Genomic DNA, 17519 nt, shown 5'->3' on the forward strand with positions numbered 1-17519 from the left:
GCTGCTGAAAAAAAAGGGCCGGCCCCCTGCAGCAGGCCGGCCCAAGCAGCAATCGGTTGGGGTTCAGAGCTTTTCGTCGCGCATGTAGTACCAGTGGTACAGGAACCGCTGCCCCAGCCGGCGAAACGGCGCAAACGCGGGCGAGCGCACCATGTTGAAGACGTTCGGATACTCCAGCTCCGAGTTGTAGATGGGCAGCTCGAAGGTCTTGCTCTGGCGGCCCGCGATGCGCTCGGCCATGCGACGGCCCGCGTGGGCCGAGAAGGAGACGCCGTTGCCGCCATAGCCCACGGCGTAGAAGATGCTCTGGCCCGGGTCGGGCTGGAAGACGCGCGGCATCATGTCGTGGCTCACATCGACCCAGCCCCACCAGGAGTAGTCGATGGTGATGCCCTTGAGCGCCGGGAACTTGCGGTGCAGGCCGTCCACCAGCTTGGCCATGTGGATGGGGTTGGGCGCATCGGCACCCGTGACGGCGCTGCGGCTGCCGATCTGCACGCGGTTGTCGGGCAGGCGGCGGTAGTAAAAGCGCAGCGTGCGCGTGTCGGTGATGACCTGGGTGGTCTTGAAGCCCGTGGCCTTCAGCTCCTGCTCGGTCAGCGGCCGCGTGACCAGCGAGTTCGAGAGGATGGGCATGATCTTGGAGCGCAGGCTGCCATGCAGGGCGTTGCTGGTGTAGCCGCCCGTGGCAAAGCCCACGGCGCGCGCCCGCACGGTGCCGCCGGGCGTGCGCAGGTGGTGCACGCCGTTGCGCGTCTCGACGCCCAGCACCGGGCTGGCCGGGTGCACCTTGACGCCCAGCTCCCGCGCCTTGCGCAGGTAGCCGAAGGCCAGCTTGAGCGGGTGCACGCCGATGCCGTCGGGCTCGTGCATGGCGCCGTGGCTGTCGGCGTCGTTCACATAGGCGCGGCGCAGCTCCTCGGGGCTGAGCATGCGGGCGTCGTAGCCGAAGACCTCGCGCATGATCTGGGTCTCGTTGCGCAGGAAGTCGAGTTTTTTTTCGCGGTGGGCGATGTAGAGGTGGCCGCCGGGCTGGGGCTCGCACTCGGGGAATTCGGCCACCAGGTCCTTGAAGGTCTGGAAGCCCTCGCGGATCTCGGCGTCGAGCTTGAGCGCCACGTCCTTGCCCCAGCGTGCGATCCATTGCGAGCGGTACAGGCGCCCGCTGGCGTTCTGCCCCTGGCCGCCGTTGCGGCTGGTGCAACCCCAGGCGGTCTGGTTGGCGTCCAGCACCACGGCGCGTATGCCGTGTTCGCGCGCCAGAAACAGGGCCGTGGCCAGGCCCGTGAAGCCCGAGCCGACGATGGCCACGTCCACGTCCATGTCGCCGGTGACCGGGCCGTCATCGTCTGGCGGTCGTCCCGCCGTGCCGACCCAGTAGGTGGGCGCATAGCCCGTGCCGTGGCCCGGGTTGGCGGCCACCAGCGGGTCGTACTGAGGGTCGTAGGGACGCAGGTGGCTGGGGCGGATGTCCTCGGCTTTCATGGCGGATGTCTCCTGGTGCGGCGGCTTGGGATCTGCCGCTTTTTGCTATGGATTCGGTGGAATGGGGCCAGTGCCGGCGAGCTCTGCAAGGCGGTGCACCGACGATGGAATCAGCATAGCCAGCAGGCCATGGAGCCAGTTAGCGCCACAGCCCAGCTTTCGATAGAGCCAGTGGCGGCCGGTGCGCGCGCCTGGACCTAACGATTGATGGCATCTGGTTCTAACGGGTCCGTGTGCCTGCTACCTACCATGGCCCATCGACATTTCGATGACGCGGCGCGGCGGCCCTGCCCGGGCCCGGCGCCGTGGGACCCACCACAGACAAGGAGACAGCATGAGCGCAGACACCAACCCTCCCGACGCACAGTTCCTGGCCCGCTTTGCCGAGGCCTGGAACCGCCACGACATCGAGGCCCTGATGGGCTTCATGGCCGATGAATGCGAGTTCCACGCCGTGGCCGGGCCCGATCTCATGGGCCGCAGCTTCATCGGCCGCCAGGCCGTGCGCGAGGGCTTCCAGATGGCCTGGCAGGCCTTTCCCGATGCGGCCTGGCTCGATGGAGACCACTTCGTGCAGGGCGACCGTGGCGTGTCCGAGAGCACCTTCAAGGGCACCAAGGCCGACGGCCTGCGCGTGGAAGCGCGCATGGTGGATGTCTTCACCTTCAAGGACGGAAAGATCGCCGTGAAGAACGCCTTCCGCAAGGACCGCCCGCCGGTGGCGGCCGCCTGACGGCGCGGGGCCATGCGGCCCCGTGCCACCGGGAACACCGGATACGCCACGGCAAGGCGCGCACCTGCGCAGCCACCACAACAGAGCATCAGCCGTGGCGCCTGAATAAAACAGGAGACAAGACATGATCGGAAATCAGCACGCCTCTTCACCGGGGCTTTCGCACGGGCTCAAGGAACGCCACATGACCATGATCGCCCTCGGTGGCGTCATCGGCGCCGGGCTGTTCGTGGGCAGCGGCGTCGTCATCAAGTCGGCCGGGCCGGCCGCGATTCTTTCCTTCCTCATCACGGGCCTGCTCGTGGTGCTGGTCATGCGCATGCTGGGCGAGCTGGCCTGCTCCATGCCCGGGGGAGGCTCGTTCTACGAGTTTGCGCGCGAGGCCTGGCGCGACCGTCCCGGCGTGGGCCGGCTGGCAGGCTTTCTGACGGGCTGGATGTACTGGTACTTCTGGGTCATCGTCGTGGCGCTGGAGGCCGTGGCCGGCGCCGACCTGGTGCGCTACTGGCTGCCCGATGTGCCCAACTGGAGCATCAGCCTGGTGCTGCTGGTGATGCTGACGCTGACCAACCTGGTGTCGGTCAAGTCCTTTGGCGAGTTCGAGTTCTGGTTCGCCTCCATCAAAGTGGCGGCCATCGTGGTCTTCCTGTTCGTGGCCGGCGTCTACGTGCTGGGCCTGACGCCCGCCTCGCAGGGCATGCACTTCGGCAACCTCACCGGCAACGGCGGCTTCATGCCCAACGGCATCGTGCCCGTGCTGACCGGGGCGGTGGCGGCCACGGGCTTTTACTTCGGCGCCGAGATCGTGACCATTGCCGCCGCCGAGACGGCCGAGCCGCAGAAGGCCGTGGCCAAGGCGACCAACTCGGTGATCACGCGCGTGCTGGTGTTCTATGTGGGCTCCATCTTCCTGGTGGCCTGCCTGGTGCCCTGGAATGCGGGCGGCATTGCCACGCCGTATGTCAGCGCGCTCAACACCATGGGCGTGCCGGCCGCCGCGCAGATCATGAATGCCATCGTGCTGACGGCCGTGCTGTCGGCGCTGAACTCGGGGCTGTATGCATCCTCGCGCATGCTGTTCGCGCTGACGCGGCGCGGCGATGCGCCCAAGGCGCTGGCCAAGGTCAGCCGCAACGGCGTGCCCACGCGGGCCATCCTGGTGGCCACGCTGTTCGGCTACGGCGCCGTGGTGATGTCCTATGTGTCGCCCGACAAGGTGTTTGCCTTCCTGGTCAATTCCTACGGTACGGTGGCGATCTTCGTCTACATCCTGATCGCCATCTCGCAGCTGCGCCTGCGCGCCCGGCTGGAGCGCGAGGCGCCCCACCAGCTCAAGGTGCGCATGTGGTGCTATCCGTACCTGACCTGGTTCGCCATCTTCGGCATGCTGTCCATCGTCATCGCCATGGCCTTCATCCCCGAGCAGCGCACGCCGCTGGCGCTGGGCGTGGCCAGCCTGTGCATTTTGCTGCTGGCCTACGCCGTGCGGCAGTTCCTGCAGCGCGGCGTGGCGCCCGTGGTGACATCGCTGTCCGAGGCTTCGCGGCCCGAGCCGCAGAAGTATTGACCCAGGGGCGACGGGGCCGGCAGGGCCGGTCCCGGCCATTCCTGGCGTTACTTCTCGGGCTGCTCCTCACGGATCGCATCGGCCAGGGCCTTCACGCCCTGGCCGATGTCGTTGGCGGGTATGGATTGGTAGCCCATGCGCATGTAGCTGCCGGGCGTGCCCGGGCGGGCGAAGAACACATCGCCGGGCTCGATGAGCACGCCGTGCGCGGCGGCACGCTGCGCCAGGGCATCGACAGGAATGTGGTCGGGCAGTTGCACCCAGCACGAGCCGCCGCCGCGCACGGGCGTGATGCGGCAGCCGGGCGCATGCTCGGCCATGGCGGCCGTGAGGGCTGCGTGCCGCTCCTTCTGCGCCTGGGCCAGGCGCCGCTGCTGGGCCTCGTAGTGGCCCAGGGAGATGAACATGGCCAGCGTGCGCTGCACGAAGGTGGCAGGGTGGCGGATCATGAGCCGGCGCAGTGCGCGCAGCTCGCGGATCAGCTCGGGCGCCGCCACGATGTAGCCCACGCGCAGGCCCGGCGCCAGGCTCTTGGACAGGCTGCCCACGTAGATCACGCGGTTGCTGCGGTCCAGGCTCTTGAGCGCCGGAATGGGCTGGCCGTCGAAGCTGCTCTCGCTCTCGTAGTCGTCCTCGATGAGGATGATGTCGTGCGCCTCGGCCATCTCCAGCAGCGCCTCGCGCCGGGCCAGCGGCATGGTCACGCCCGTGGGGCACTGGTGGCTGGGCGTCACGTAGAGGTAGTCCAGCTGGCGCAGCAGCGGCGTGACCGGCAGGCCCTGGCCGTCCACCGGCAGCGGGATGACCTGGGAGGTGCGGCTGCTGAAGATGTTGCGCGCATCGGGATAGCCGGGCTCCTCGATGCCCACGGCCGTGCCCTCGCGCATCAGCAGGTCGGCCACCATGTAGAGGGCGTGCTGCGCACCCACGGTAATGATCAGCTCGTCGGCCGAGGCCCAGACGCCGCGCCTGGGCAGGATCTTGGTCTGCACCTGCTGGATCAGCATCTCGTCGTCGCGCGCGATCTGGTCGGGCGCCCACTGGCGTATGTCCAGCACCCCCAGCGCCTTGAGGCAGCATTCGCGCCAGGCGGCCGTGGGAAACAGCTCCTTGTCGAACTGGCCGTACAGGAAGGGATAGGGGTAGCGCTGCCAGTCCTCTTCCTTGACGATGCTGCGCTGCTGGCTGGGCAGCAGCCACAGGCGCCGCGACCAGTCGGTGCGGCGGCCTTCGCCAGGGGTGCTGCTGGCCGCAGCGCCGCCTGGCGTGCGCCCCTTGAGTACGTCGGGATGGATGAAGTGGCCCTTGCGCTGGCGGCTCAGCAAAAAGGCTTCCTCGGCCAGTTGTTGGTAGGCCAGCACGACGGTGATGCGTGCCACGCCCAGGTGGCGCGCCAGCTCGCGGCTGGAGGGAATGGATTCGCCGGGTGCGAGGATGCCCGAGAGGATGGCATCGACCAGCATCTCGCGGATCTGGCCCTGCAGGCTCAGGGAGGGGCGGGCGCTGCGGCGAAACAGCTGCCCCCACATGGCGCCCTCGGGCGGTTGCGGCTGCGTGGCCGCGCGCTTGTCTGTCATGTCTTGTCGTTCCCGCCGCTGCGGCGGGCCGCTCGCTGTGTTTGTCTCCCGCGCAGGTGCAGGGCAGGGCCTGCATCCGCGACCGGCCAATATAGGCCAGCGCGGTGCGCCACGGGGCCGGGAGTTTGCGATGGTTGCAATTTTTGCGGAGAGGCCGGAAATTGATATACAATCGTTGTCTTGGCGGCTGTAGCTCAGCTGGATAGAGTACTTGGCTACGAACCAAGGGGTCGTGGGTTCGATTCCTGCCAGCCGCACCAAAACGACAAGCCTCAGAACTGCAAAGTTCTGAGGCTTTTTCGTTTCAGGCGCCACGCACGGAGGCCGTGGCCATGGTTCAGGCGCTGGTCAACGGTTATTTTTCGATATTTTCATGGTTTTCCGTAGGCGTTCAAAAAGCACGCTATAATTCGAAGCTTGGCGGCTGTAGCTCAGCTGGATAGAGTACTTGGCTACGAACCAAGGGGTCGTGGGTTCGATTCCTGCCAGCCGCACCAAAACGACAAGCCTCAGAACTGCAAAGTTCTGAGGCTTTTTCGTTTGTGCTCAGTTGGTGTCGAGGTTTGTGCGGCGTCTTCGCCTGCTGCGGTGATCTGTGTGAAGATCGGCTCCCTATGAGCAAGGCTTTCACCAAGGAATCCGACGGCGACGACGATGATGAAGTCGGCCTGCCGCCCTTGCCGCCGGGCGGCAAGAACTACATCACGCCCCAGGGCTTCGAGCGGCTGAAGACGGAGCTGCTGGACCTGATCGACAACGAGCGCCCGCGCATCGTGGAGATCGTGCACTGGGCGGCCAGCAATGGCGACCGCTCCGAGAACGGCGACTATCTCTACGGCAAGAAGCGCCTGCGCGAGATCGACCGGCGCATCCGCTTTCTGACCAAGCGGCTGGAGATCGCCGAGGTGGTCGATCCCTCCGTGCATGCCGGCAGCGAGCAGATCTACTTCGGCGCCACCGTCACCTATGTCGATGACGAGGGCGAGGAGCGCACCATCACCATCATGGGCATCGACGAGGCCGACAGCGCACGCCAGCAGGTCAGCTGGATCGCACCCGTCTCGCGCGCCCTGCTCAAGGCCCGTGTGGGCGACGAGGTGGCCCTGCCCACCCCCGCAGGTGTGCGCACGCTGGAAGTGCTGGACGTCACCTACCCGGAGCCGGGCAGCGCCGCCGGGTGAGCGTTCAGGGCTGCAGTTTCTGCAGCAGCTCCAGCGTGGGATAGCCGTCGGCCACCAGGCCCTGGCTTTGCTGGAACTGGCGCAGGCCCGCGCGCGTGGCCGGGCCCATCACGCCATCGGCCGTGCCGGCCGAAAATCCCCGTTCGTTGAGCGCGGCCTGCAAGGCGCGCAACTGCTCGCGCGACAGCGGTGCCAGATCGCGCGGCCAGGCCGCCTGCACGCCCGGGCCACCGGCCAGCTGCTGCGACAGCAGGCCCACGCCCAGCGCGTAATTCACGGAGTTGTTGTAGCGCAGGATGGTGCGGAAGTTGGCGCCCACCATGAAGGCCGGGCCGCGCGCGCCGGCCGGTGCGATCACGCTGGCATCGGCCATGGCGGGCAGGGCGGAGCCGTCCACGGCCTGCACGCCCTCGGCCGCCCATTGCGCGCTGTCCTGGCGCACGCTGGTCTCGGCGCGTGCATGGTCAAAGCCTGCCGGCAGGCGCACTTCGACGGCCCAGGGCTCGCCCGTCTTCCAGCCCGAATGGGCCAGGTAGTTCGCCGTGGAGGCCGTCACATCGGGCAGGCTGCCCCAGATGTCGCGGCGGCCATCGCCATCGGCATCCACCGCATAGGCCAGGAAGACCGAGGGCAGGAACTGCGTATGGCCCATGGCGCCGGCCCAGGAGCCGATCATGTGGGCCGCATCGATGTCGCCGTTGTCGATGATGCGCAGGGCGGCCAGCAACTCCTTCTGAGCCCAGGCCGCGCGCCGGCCGTCGAAGGCCAGGGTGGCCAGCGCATCGACGGTGGGGAAGTTGCCGAAGTTGCTGCCGTAATTGCTTTCCATGCCCCAGATGGCGGCGATCACCTCGGCCGGCACGCCATGGCGCTGGCTGGCCGCCTGCAGCGGTGCAGCCGCTTCGCGCAGCTTGGCACGGCCCTGGGCAATGCGCTGGGCCGAGACGGCGCTGTCCAGGTACTGCCAGGGCGTGCGTGTGAACTCTGGCTGCGAGCGGTCCAGCTGCACCGCGCGCCGCTGCAGCCGGGCAGGCTCCAGTGCGCTGCGCACGGTTTTCTCCGAGATGCCGGCGTCCAGCGCCTTGCGCGCGAAATCCCGCTTCCACGCTTCGAAGCTGGTGGCCTCGGCCTGCTGGGCGGCATCCGGCGCGGTGGCCGGTTCGGGCTGCACGGGCGCGACAGGCGCCGTGGGGGCCGGCATGGAGGGCAGCACCGTGACCGGCGCAGGCGCCGGCCGGGACGCGCAACCGGCCAGCAGCACGGCGGCCAGGGCGGTGGCCAGGGCGGCACGGTTGAGCGCGGCGGGATGGCGGGCGATGGGAAAGGCGTGGGCGGTGGCGTGTGCGTGAGGCATCCGGCCATTGTCTCCGCTGCACCCCGGCTCGGAGTGCAACACGGTGTTTCTGCATTGGGCGTGCGGGGCCGCTATGCTGTGCAGCCATGACCGCCATCGCTCCGCCGCCATCACCATCCCCGGTTCTGCACGATGCCGCGCTGGCCCTGCGCGCCTTGCTGCCGCCCGGCCGGCGCTGGCTGGTGCTGACGGGCGCGGGCTGCAGCACGGGCTCCGGCATTCCGGACTACCGGGATCTGGAAGGCCAGTGGAAGCGCCCCCAGCCGGTGACGCTGCAGGCCTTCATGGGCAGCCATGCCACGCGCCAGCGCTATTGGGCGCGCAGCCTGCTGGGCTGGCCCGTGATGGCGCAGGCCAGGCCCGGCCAGGCCCACGCGGCACTGGCGCAGTTGCAGCAGCGCGGATGGATCGAAGGCCTGGTCACCCAGAATGTGGACGGCCTGCATACGGCAGCAGGCAGCGAGGGTGTCATCGACCTGCACGGCCGCATTGCCGCCGTGCGCTGCATGGGTTGTGGCGCCGGCATGGAGCGCGCCGCGCTGCAGGCCATGCTGCTGCAGCGCAACCCCGGCTGGGCCGGCCTGAGCGCCCAGGCCGCGCCCGATGGCGATGCCGATCTGGAGGGGCGCGACTTCAGCCGCTTCGACGTGCCGGCCTGCCCGCACTGCGGCGGCGTGCTCAAGCCCGATGTGGTGTTCTATGGGGAAGGCGTGCCCAGCCAGCGGGTGCAGGCCGTGCGCGCCATGCTGCAGCAGGCCGGCGGGCTGCTGGTCGCCGGTTCTTCGCTGATGGTGTATTCAGGCCTGCGCTTCGTGCATGAGGCCGTGGCCCAGGGCAAGCCGGTGGCCGCCATCAACCAGGGCCGCATGCGCTCCGAGGATTTGCTGGCCCTCAAGATCGAGCAGGACTGCGGCCCGTTGCTGCAGCAGCTGGCCCAGGACCTGGAGCAATGAAAAAGCCCCGCAGGAGCGGGGCAGTGTTCAGGGGATGACGCGCGATGCGCGCACCACAGAGTGCACGCGGCGCAGGTTGCGCAGCGCGGACTCCACCTGCTGGTTGTCGTGCACCGAGATCACGAAGCACAGGTCCGTGGTGCTCATGGCGGCCTCGTCGGCCATGTCCACGCGCAGGATGTCCACTTCGGCGCCGGCCAGCTCGGCTGCCACGCGGGCGAGCACGCCCTTGCCGTTGTTGACGGTGACGACGATGCGGGCCTCGAAAAGGCGCGCGGCATCGATGTCATCTGCCCATTCCACGACGATGAAGCGGTCGCTGTCCTTTTCCTGCAGGCGCTGTGCGATCTTGCATTGCGCGTGGTGCACGATCAGGCCTTCGCCGCTGCCCAGATAGCCCACGATGGCGTCGCCCGGCACGGGCCGGCAGCACTGCGCGTAGTGGATGGAGCCCTGGTTGGAGCCGTCCAGCAGCACGGCGCCCTGGAAGGGCCGGTTGCTGGCATTGAAGCGTTCGCGCGTGAGCAGCAGGGCGTCGGGCCGGTGGCCGTGGCGCGCCATCAGCGCCGTCAGGCGCGAGGCCACCAGCGACGCAATGCGCCGGCCCATGCCGATGTCCACCATCAGGTCGGCGCGGCTGCGGCTGCCTGCCATGCGCAGCACTTCGTCCCACAGCGCCTGGTTGGCTTCATCGGCCGGCGGCACGGCGTCCATGCCTTCGGCGCGCATGGCCTGGGCCAGCAGGTTCTCGCCCAGGCGTGCCGATTCGCTTTGCGCGGCCGACTTCAGGTAATGGCGGATCTTGGAGCGCGCGCGACCGGTCTTGACGAAGCCCAGCCAGGCCGGGTTGGGCGTGGCGTCTTCGGAGGTGACGATCTGCACCACGTCGCCGCTCTTGAGTTCGGTGCGCAGCGGCACTTCCTCGTTGTTGATGCGCGCGGCGGTCATGTGGTTGCCGACCTTGCTGTGGATCGCATAGGCGAAGTCCACCACGGTGGCACCGCGCGGCATGGCCATGATCTCGCTCTTGGGCGTGAACACGTAGACGGCGTCGGGGAACAGGTCCACCTTGACGTGGTCCCAGAACTCGGCGGCATCGCGCGTCTCGTTCTGGATGTCCAGCAGCGATTGGAGCCACTGCGTGCCCAGCTGCTCGGAATCGTGGCCGGGCTGGGCCTTGTAGAGCCAATGGGCGGCCACGCCGGCCTCGGCGACGATGTGCATTTCCTCGGTGCGGATCTGGAACTCGATGTTCACGCCCGAGGGGCCCACCAGCGTGGTGTGCAGCGACTGGTAGCCATTGTTCTTGGCAATGGCGATGTAGTCCTTGAAGCGGCCCGGCATGGGCTTGTACATCTGGTGCAGCACGCCCAGCGCCGTGTAGCAATCGATCACGCGCGGCAAGATGATGCGAAAGCCGTAGATGTCCGTCACCTTGGCAAAGCTCAGCTGGTTCTTCTCCATGCGCAGATAGAGCGAATACAGCGTGCTTTCGCGGCCGGCAAGGCGGGCCTGCAGCCCCGCGCCGGCGAACTCGGCATTGACCTCGTCCTGCACGCGCTGGACCAGGTCGCGGCGTCGCTTGCGCGAGCGGGCGATGGCTTTTTCCAGCGTGGCGTAGCGCCAGGGATGCAGGTGGCGGAAGGCCAGGTCCTGCAGCTCGCGGTAGGTCTGGTTCAGCCCCAGGCGGTGGGCGATGGGTGCGTAGATCTCCAGCGTTTCCGACGAGATGCGGCCCCACTTGCTGCGCGGCATGTCGCCCATGGTGCGCATGTTGTGGGTGCGGTCGGCCAGCTTGATCAGGATCACGCGCACATCGCGCGCCATGGCCAGCAGCATCTTGCGGAAGGATTCCGCCTGGTTCTCTTCGCGCGTGTTGAACTGCAGCTTGTCCAGCTTCGTGAGGCCGTCGACCAGCTCGGCCACGTCCTGGCCGAAGCGCTGGGCGAGATCGGCCTTGGTGACGCCGCAGTCTTCCATCGCATCGTGCAGCAGCGCGGCCATCAGGGCCGGGGCGTCGAGCTTCCAGCTCGCGCACAGCGCCGTGACCGCGATGGGATGGGTGATATAGGGTTCGCCGCTGCTGCGCCACTGGTCGCTGTGGGCCTGGTCGGCGAAGGCATAGGCTTCGCGCACCTGCTCGATGCTGGTGGCATCCAGGTATCCCAGGTGCTCCATCAGTCCGGCAAAGGCATTGGCCGACACGGCGGTTGCCTGCTCTGCAGACATGCGCTCGGGCCGGGGTGGCGGTACGGGATCAGAGGGGGCTGTGAACGAAGTCAAGGCCGCTTTCATGACTTAAATGTAGCGTGCATGCTGGTTTGTGCAGGCTTCATGTAAAAAAAGCACCGCTGTGCGGTGCTCTTTGTGGGGCCATTGTGTTGCTTTGCAGCAAATCAGCCCGGAACCTTCTTCAGCATCTCGATGCCGACCTTGCCTTCGGCGATCTCGCGCAGCGCGGTGACGCCGGGCTTGTTCTTGGTTTCGATCTTGGGCGTGTGACCCTGGCTCAGCATGCGTGCGCGGTAAGTGGCGGCCAACACGAGCTGGAAGCGGTTAGGGATCTGCTCCAGGCAGTCTTCAACAGTGATGCGTGCCATCAGGATCTCCGGGAAACGTCAGTTGGGTTCAGAAATATTGAGAGACTCGAAGGTCTCTGCGCGGCGGCTGCGCTGAGCCGCATACTTGAGGCGCTGGGCGTGGATGATCGTCTTGAGATCAAACAGTGCGCTCTCGAACAATTCGTTGATTATAACGAAGTCGAATTTCGCCACCTGGGCCATCTCCTCGGCCGCGTTCTTCAGGCGCAGCTCGATCACCTCGGGCGCGTCCTCGCCCCGGTTTTCCAGGCGGGCACGCAGTTCGTCCCAGCTGGGCGGCAGGATGAAGATCAGCACGGCGTTCGGAAACGCTTGCTTGACCTGCAGTGCGCCCTGGTAGTCGATCTCCAGCAGCACGTCGGTGCCGACCTGGATGCGCTCTTCCAGCGCCTTCTTGGCCGTGCCGTAGCGGCGGCTGTGCACGTTTGCCCATTCGACGAAGGCGTTGTTCGACACCATGGCGTCGAACTCCTGGTCGGAGACGAAGTAGTACTCGCGGCCGTGCTTTTCCTGGCCACGCGGCGCGCGCGTGGTGTGGGAGACGGAAGGGGAGACGCGCGCATCGAACTCGCGCAGCGCGCGCACCAGGCTGGACTTGCCGGCCCCGCTGGGGGCCGAGACGACAAAGAGGTTTCCGGGGTAATCCATGGAATTTTGCGCAGTGTGTTCACGCATGGGCATCTGTGTTGGGCTTATTCGATGTTCTGCACCTGCTCGCGCATCTGCTCGATCAGCACCTTCATGTCCACGCTGATGCGGGTCAGCTCCAGCGTGGCGGACTTGGAGCCCAGCGTATTGGCTTCGCGGTGCAGTTCCTGGATCAGGAAGTCCAGGCGCTTGCCGATCTCGCCGCCCTTCTTGAGCAGGCTCTGGATCTCGTCCAGGTGCGAGTCCAGGCGGGTGACTTCCTCGGCCACGTCGATGCGGATGGCAAAGGCGGTGGCCTCGGTCAGGGCGCGGTCCTGGGCGGCTTCGGGCGCCACGGCGCCTTCGGCCAGGGCCATCGCTTCATTCCAGCGCTCCATGAAGCGCAGGCGCTGCTGCTCTACGAGCTGGGGCACCAGGGGCGTGGCATCTGCCGCGAGCTTGCGCAGCTGCGCGATGCGGTCCAGCAGCATGGTGGCAAGGCGCTTGCCTTCGCGGGCGCGGGCCTCCAGCAGTTCGGTCAGGGCCTGCTCTGCCAGCGTGGGCAGCACGCTGCTCCAGTCAACGGCCGAGTTGCCGCTGCCGCTGGCCAGGCGCAGGGCGTCGGAGACGGACAGGCTGCGGGCGTCGGGCAGCCAGGACTGGACAGTGTCCTGGAGCATGGCCAGGCGCTGCAGCATGGCGGTGGAGGGGTCGGGCAGGGAGTTGCCGTCGTCGTTGTCGATGGCGGCGCGCACCTCGACCTTGCCGCGCTTGAGGCGGGCGGTCAAAAGGGCCCGCAAGGCTGGCTCATGCGCGCGCAGTTCGTCGGGCAGGCGGAACGAAAGATCCAGGAAGCGGCTGTTGACCGAGCGGATCTCCAGACCGAGCCGGCTGTTGCGGCCCGACGCTCCACCATCTTCTTCGGACGCGCCGTGCTGGGCACTGGCGTATCCGGTCATGCTGTAAACTGGCATTGGACTTTTGATGGATGCTTGCAATTGCCCGATTATCCGGGTTTCGCCCCATCCCTGAGACTCACCGGAGAAAAATGTCTTCCAAGATCAAGCCGGCGCCATTGCCGCCAGGCAGCACGATCGGCGGCTATCGGGTGGTGCGCAGGCTTGCTTCCGGCGGTTTCGGCGTCGTTTACCTGGCCTTGGATGCAGAGGGCAAGCAGGTGGCGATCAAGGAATACCTGCCCGCCTCGCTGGCCACCCGTGCCCCCGGAGAGCTGCAGCCCGCCGTGGCGCCCGAAAAACTTTCGCTGTACCGCCTGGGCCTCAAGAGCTTCTTCGAGGAAGGGCGTTCACTGGCGCAGATCTCGCACGCTTCCGTGGTCAGCGTGCTCAATTTCTTTCGCGAGAACGAAACCGTCTACATGGTGATGAACTACCTGGAGGGTGCCACCCTGCAGGACTTCGTCGTCACCGCGCGCGAGCTCAAGGCCGAGAAGGTGTTCCGCGAATCGACCATTCGCTCGCTGTTCGACGAGGTGCTGCGCGGCCTGCGCATCGTGCACCAGCACAAGATGCTGCACCTGGACATCAAGCCGGCCAACATCTTCATCACCAATGACGACCGTGCCGTGATGATCGACTTCGGCGCGGCGCGCGAGGTGCTGTCCAAGGAAGGCAACTTCATCCGCCCCATGTACACGCCGGGCTTTGCCGCGCCCGAGATGTACCGCCGCGACGCATCGCTGGGTCCCTGGACCGACATCTACGCCATCGGCGCCTGCATCTATGCCTGCATGCAGGGATTTCCGCCCAACGAGGCGCCGCAGCGCCAGGACAAGGACCGGCTCACGCTGGCGCTGACCAAGCTGCGCGGCGTGTATTCGGACAACCTCATCGAGGTGGTCGAGTGGTGCATGGCCGTGGACCCGGGATCGCGTCCGCAGTCGGTGTTTGCGCTGCAAAAGGAATTGAGCCGCGAAGGCGAGCGCCGCTACACCAAGCTCAGCGTCTCCGAGCGCATGCGCCTGCAACTGGACACGCTGGTGACCGACGCCAAGAAGAACATGCAAAAGATCAGCGGCGCAGCGGGCCTGCCAGCCGTGGGCCAGGAGCGCAAGCCATGAGGTTTTCGGTATTCCAGCTGAGCCGCCGCGGCGGCCGTGCGCTCAATGAAGACCGCATGGGTTACTGCTACACGCGGGAAGCCGTGCTCTTCGTGCTGGCCGACGGCATGGGCGGCCATCCCGAAGGCGAGGTCGCCGCGCAGCTGGCGCTGCAGGTGATGTCCGTGCATTTCCAGCGCCAGGCCAAGCCGCTGCTCGAAGATCCGCAGGGCTTTCTGGTCGATGCGCTGCTGCACGCGCACCGGCAGATCCTGCGCTATGCCAGCGCCAAGGGAATGATCGACACGCCGCGCACCACGCTGGTCGCCGCCGTCATCCAGAAGGGCAAGATCACCTGGATCCATTGCGGCGACTCGCGCCTGTACCTGGTGCGCGGCGGCGAGCTGCTGGTGCGCACGCGCGATCACTCCTATCTGGAGATGGGCGAGATCGCGGCCCAGCTCAAGACATCGAGCCGCAACGTGCTGTTCACCTGCCTGGGCTCTCCGTCCAAGCCCATCTACGACGTGACCGAGCCGCGCCGGCTGGAGCAGGGCGACAAGCTGCTGCTGTGCTCCGACGGCCTGTGGGGCAGCGTGGACGAAGGGCACCTGCTGCGCACCCTGCACGGCCGCACCGTGTCCCAGGCCATTCCCCAGCTGGTCGATACGGCGCTGCGCAATGCGGGCGATGCCAGCGACAACGTCACGGCCATTGCCATGGAGTGGGAGACGCCAGACGCCTTCGAGTCCACCATGGGCATCTCCACCCAGGACATCGAGAACGACGCGTTTGAATCCACGATCCAGGGCGGGGCAATCGAAGACCTGGAAGATGAGCTCGACGACGCGGCCATCGAGCGCTCCATCGCCGAGATCAACGAAGCGATACGCCGCTCGGCCGAGCGCCAGTTCAAGCGCTGACCGCCGCTGCCGGCCCGCGGCAGCGGTGCCGTTGGCGCGCATGGACTACCGAACCTATTGACGACAAAGGGCGCACGGGCGCCCGAATGGATTTCTACGATGAAGATTGTGTTGGCCTCCAACAACCGCGGCAAGCTCGCCGAGCTGCAAGCCATGTTCGCCCCGCTGGGGGTGGAGCTGATCCGCCAGGGCGACCTGTTCGAGGGCGAGGCGCCCGAGCCGCATTGCACCTTTGTGGAGAACGCGCTGGCCAAGGCCCGCTTCGCGGCCGAGCGCACGGGCCTGCCCGCCATTGCCGACGACGCCGGCATGTGCGTCTCGCACTTCGGCGGGCTGCCGGGCGTGGATACGGCCTACTACTGCACGCAGTTCGGCTACGAGAAAAGCGATGACAACAACGTGCGCGCGCTGCTGGAGCAGATGCAGGGCGTGGCCGACCGCCGCGCCGCCATGGTCAGCACCCTGGTGGGCGTGCGCAGCGCAAAGGATCCCGAACCGCTGATCGCCATGGGCCGTGTGCTCGGCGAGATCACCACCGAGCGCCGTGGCACGCAGGGCTTCGGCTTCGACCCCGTGATGTACATCCCCGAGCTGGGCCAGACCTTCGCCGAGATGGACCCGGCCGTGAAGCACGCGCACAGCCACCGCGGCCGCGCCACGCTGCAGATGATCGAACTCGTGCGCGAGCGCTGGGTGCGATGATTCCCATCCAGCCCCAGGATGCGGCCTCCGGCGCCCAGGCCGCCGTGCAGCGCGACATCCAGCACTACATGCGCCCCGGCACGCTGCAGCTGGGCAGCCTGCCGCCGCTGTCGCTGTACGTGCACCTGCCCTGGTGCATACGCAAGTGCCCGTACTGCGACTTCAACTCGCACGAGCACGGCCGCGACGGCCCCGAGCTGCCCGAAGACCGCTACATCGACGCCCTGGTCGCCGACCTGGAGAGCGCGCTGCCGCTGATCTGGGGCCGCACGGTGCACAGCATCTTCATCGGCGGCGGCACGCCCAGCCTGTTCTCGCCCGAGGCCATCGACCGGCTGCTGGCTGCCATCCGCGCGCGCCTGCGCATGGAGGCCGATTGCGAGATCACCATGGAGGCCAACCCCGGCACCTTCGAGACCGACCGCTTCCGCGCCTTCCGTGCGGCCGGCGTCACGCGGCTGTCCATTGGCGTGCAGAGTTTCGACGACCGCCTGCTGCAGGCCGTGGGCCGCGTGCACGACGGCGCCCAGGCGCGTGCGGCCGTGCGCGAGGCGGCCGACAGCTTCGAGACCTTCAACATCGACCTGATGTACGCGCTGCCCGGCCAGACCGAACTGGACCTGGCGCGGGACCTGGACGTGGCCATGTCCTTCGCGCCGCCGCACCTGTCGGTCTATCACCTGACCATCGAACCCAATACGTATTTCGCCAAGTTCCCGCCGGCCATTCCCGAGGACGACCTGGCCTACGACATGCTGGACCGCATCACCGCGCGCACCGCCGCCGCAGGCATGCAGCGCTACGAGATATCGGCCTATGCGCGCGAGGGCCACCAGTGCTGGCACAACCGCAACTACTGGCAGTTCGGCGACTACCTGGGCATTGGCGCGGGCGCGCACAGCAAGCTCAGCTTTGCCCACCGCATCGTGCGCCAGGTGCGCTTTCGCGATCCCGCGCGCTACATGGACCAGGCTCTGGCCGGCGCGCCACTGGCGCAGGACGGCGAGGTGCGCCGCGCCGACCTGCCCTTCGAGTACATGCTCAACGCGCTGCGCCTGCGCGAAGGCTTTGCGCTGCAGGACTTCATGGAGCGTACGGGCCTGCCGCTGTCGTCCATCGCCAAGGGGCTGGATGCGGCACAGGCCAAGGGCCTGATCACGCGCGACCTGGGCCGGGTGGTGCCCACGGAGCGGGGTTTTGACTTCCTCAGCGACCTGCAGGAGCTGTTCCTGGCCGAGTGAGCGGGCCAACGGCCATTGAAAAAGGACGCCTTGGCGTCCTTTCTTCATCCAGCGCCACAGCGCAATCGGTCGGCGGTCAGCCGCAGCGCACGGCCACGATGCGGCCGGTTCCATCGACCACCAGGTTCAGGCGTTCCTGGTTGAACTCCATCGTCGTTGGCTGGCCTTCGCGCAGCACGCGGGCCATGTAGGCGCCCGACTGCTTGCGGGCGGCCTCCAGCGTGGCCGAGGTATTGCTCTTGCCCACGAAGGACTGGGCCGATGCCGCATTGCAGACCTGCACGGGGCGCGGGGCCGGTTGCGCCGCGCCGCCGCTGCTGCCGCCAAAAGGATTGCCCATGCCGGCGCAACCCGCAACCAGAGTGGTGGCGCCCAGCAGGGCCAGGGCGGCAAGGCGGCGGTGCAGGGCTGGGGTGGTGATCGTCGGCATGGTCTGTCTCCTCAATTCAGGGGGTGTGTGCTGCGCAGTATCAGGGCGGGCGCTGGCGCATCGCCTCGGACAACGCCGCATACCTTA

The 17519-nt window shown here is 67.2% G+C and carries 16 protein-coding genes and 2 tRNA genes; 10 read left to right on the plus strand and 8 right to left on the minus strand.

Annotation, left to right across the window (positions count from 1 at the left end; genetic code table 11):
- Positions 1–63 precede the first annotated feature (63 nt).
- The gene (locus PO605_RS00410) at positions 64–1485 is read right to left on the minus strand and encodes an NAD(P)/FAD-dependent oxidoreductase (RefSeq protein WP_047473349.1); all 1422 of its coding nucleotides are present in this window, start codon (positions 1483–1485) and stop codon (positions 64–66) included.
- A 334-nt stretch (positions 1486–1819) separates the two neighbouring features.
- On the opposite strand from PO605_RS00410, the gene PO605_RS00415 reads away from it, so the two are divergent.
- Together PO605_RS00415 and PO605_RS00420 are read left to right on the plus strand one after the other, a co-directional pair.
- On the plus strand, positions 1820–2218 hold the full coding sequence (locus PO605_RS00415) for a nuclear transport factor 2 family protein (protein ID WP_016454801.1): 399 nt from the start codon (positions 1820–1822) through the stop codon (positions 2216–2218).
- A gap of 124 nt (positions 2219–2342) precedes the next feature.
- Entirely contained in the window at positions 2343–3785 is a 1443-nt protein-coding gene (locus PO605_RS00420; RefSeq protein WP_047473352.1) for an amino acid permease, read from the plus strand.
- A gap of 47 nt (positions 3786–3832) precedes the next feature.
- Here PO605_RS00420 and pdxR read toward each other — a convergent pair whose 3' ends face one another.
- Positions 3833–5362: a MocR-like pyridoxine biosynthesis transcription factor PdxR gene (gene pdxR, locus PO605_RS00425; protein ID WP_047473354.1), complete on the minus strand. Its 1530-nt coding sequence runs from the start codon at positions 5360–5362 to the stop codon at positions 3833–3835.
- A 183-nt stretch (positions 5363–5545) separates the two neighbouring features.
- On the opposite strand from pdxR, the gene PO605_RS00430 reads away from it, so the two are divergent.
- From PO605_RS00430 to greB, 3 genes are all read left to right on the plus strand, one after another.
- Positions 5546–5622: transfer RNA gene (locus tag PO605_RS00430), tRNA-Arg, on the plus strand.
- A 160-nt stretch (positions 5623–5782) separates the two neighbouring features.
- Positions 5783–5859: transfer RNA gene (locus tag PO605_RS00435), tRNA-Arg, on the plus strand.
- A gap of 117 nt (positions 5860–5976) precedes the next feature.
- The gene (gene greB, locus PO605_RS00440; RefSeq protein ID WP_046242094.1) at positions 5977–6543 is read left to right on the plus strand and encodes a transcription elongation factor GreB; all 567 of its coding nucleotides are present in this window, start codon (positions 5977–5979) and stop codon (positions 6541–6543) included.
- 4 nt (positions 6544–6547) lie between these two features.
- On the opposite strand, the gene PO605_RS00445 is transcribed toward greB, so the two are convergent.
- Entirely contained in the window at positions 6548–7897 is a 1350-nt protein-coding gene (locus PO605_RS00445) for a lytic murein transglycosylase (RefSeq protein ID WP_272205760.1), read from the minus strand.
- An 86-nt stretch (positions 7898–7983) separates the two neighbouring features.
- On the opposite strand from PO605_RS00445, the gene PO605_RS00450 reads away from it, so the two are divergent.
- Complete coding sequence (locus PO605_RS00450; protein ID WP_047473778.1) at positions 7984–8850, plus strand: NAD-dependent protein deacetylase; 867 nt, start codon at positions 7984–7986, stop codon at positions 8848–8850.
- A gap of 27 nt (positions 8851–8877) precedes the next feature.
- Here the strand turns inward: PO605_RS00450 and PO605_RS00455 are convergent, their stop codons facing one another.
- The 4 genes from PO605_RS00455 to PO605_RS00470 all read right to left on the minus strand — a co-directional run bounded on the left by PO605_RS00455 (position 8878) and on the right by PO605_RS00470 (position 13036).
- The gene (locus PO605_RS00455) at positions 8878–11145 is read right to left on the minus strand and encodes a RelA/SpoT family protein (protein ID WP_016450309.1); all 2268 of its coding nucleotides are present in this window, start codon (positions 11143–11145) and stop codon (positions 8878–8880) included.
- 101 nt (positions 11146–11246) lie between these two features.
- Positions 11247–11450 (minus strand): DNA-directed RNA polymerase subunit omega, encoded by a 204-nt coding sequence (gene rpoZ, locus PO605_RS00460; RefSeq protein WP_016450310.1) that lies wholly within the window; start codon positions 11448–11450, stop codon positions 11247–11249.
- Between the two features lie 18 nt (positions 11451–11468).
- Positions 11469–12098 (minus strand): guanylate kinase, encoded by a 630-nt coding sequence (gene gmk, locus PO605_RS00465; RefSeq protein ID WP_016450311.1) that lies wholly within the window; start codon positions 12096–12098, stop codon positions 11469–11471.
- Positions 12099–12142: 44 nt separating this feature from the next.
- Positions 12143–13036 carry a YicC/YloC family endoribonuclease gene (locus tag PO605_RS00470; protein WP_047473777.1) on the minus strand — a complete coding sequence of 298 codons (894 nt, stop codon included), beginning with the start codon at positions 13034–13036 and terminating at the stop codon, positions 12143–12145.
- A gap of 89 nt (positions 13037–13125) precedes the next feature.
- Here PO605_RS00470 and PO605_RS00475 point away from each other — a divergent pair, with 89 nt between their 5' ends.
- From PO605_RS00475 to hemW, 4 genes are all read left to right on the plus strand, one after another.
- Positions 13126–14157, plus strand: coding sequence for a serine/threonine protein kinase (locus tag PO605_RS00475; protein WP_016450313.1), 1032 nt, complete (start codon positions 13126–13128; stop codon positions 14155–14157).
- The gene (locus PO605_RS00480; RefSeq protein WP_016450314.1) at positions 14154–15059 is read left to right on the plus strand and encodes a PP2C family protein-serine/threonine phosphatase; all 906 of its coding nucleotides are present in this window, start codon (positions 14154–14156) and stop codon (positions 15057–15059) included. The genes PO605_RS00475 and PO605_RS00480 overlap by 4 nt, the downstream gene beginning before the upstream one ends.
- 99 nt (positions 15060–15158) lie before the next feature.
- Positions 15159–15761, plus strand: a complete 603-nt coding sequence (gene rdgB, locus PO605_RS00485) for an RdgB/HAM1 family non-canonical purine NTP pyrophosphatase (RefSeq protein ID WP_016450315.1) — start codon at positions 15159–15161, stop codon at positions 15759–15761.
- Positions 15758–17002, plus strand: coding sequence for a radical SAM family heme chaperone HemW (gene hemW, locus PO605_RS00490; protein WP_047473775.1), 1245 nt, complete (start codon positions 15758–15760; stop codon positions 17000–17002). Before rdgB ends, hemW begins: the two co-directional genes overlap by 4 nt.
- 76 nt (positions 17003–17078) lie before the next feature.
- Here the strand turns inward: hemW and PO605_RS00495 are convergent, their stop codons facing one another.
- A complete protein-coding gene (locus PO605_RS00495; RefSeq protein ID WP_016454730.1) occupies positions 17079–17432 on the minus strand; it encodes an I78 family peptidase inhibitor in 354 nt (117 codons plus the stop codon).
- Positions 17433–17519 lie beyond the last annotated feature (87 nt).

This window comes from Delftia sp. DT-2 (genome assembly GCF_028401915.1).
Lineage (GTDB): Bacteria > Pseudomonadota > Gammaproteobacteria > Burkholderiales > Burkholderiaceae_C > Comamonas > Comamonas tsuruhatensis.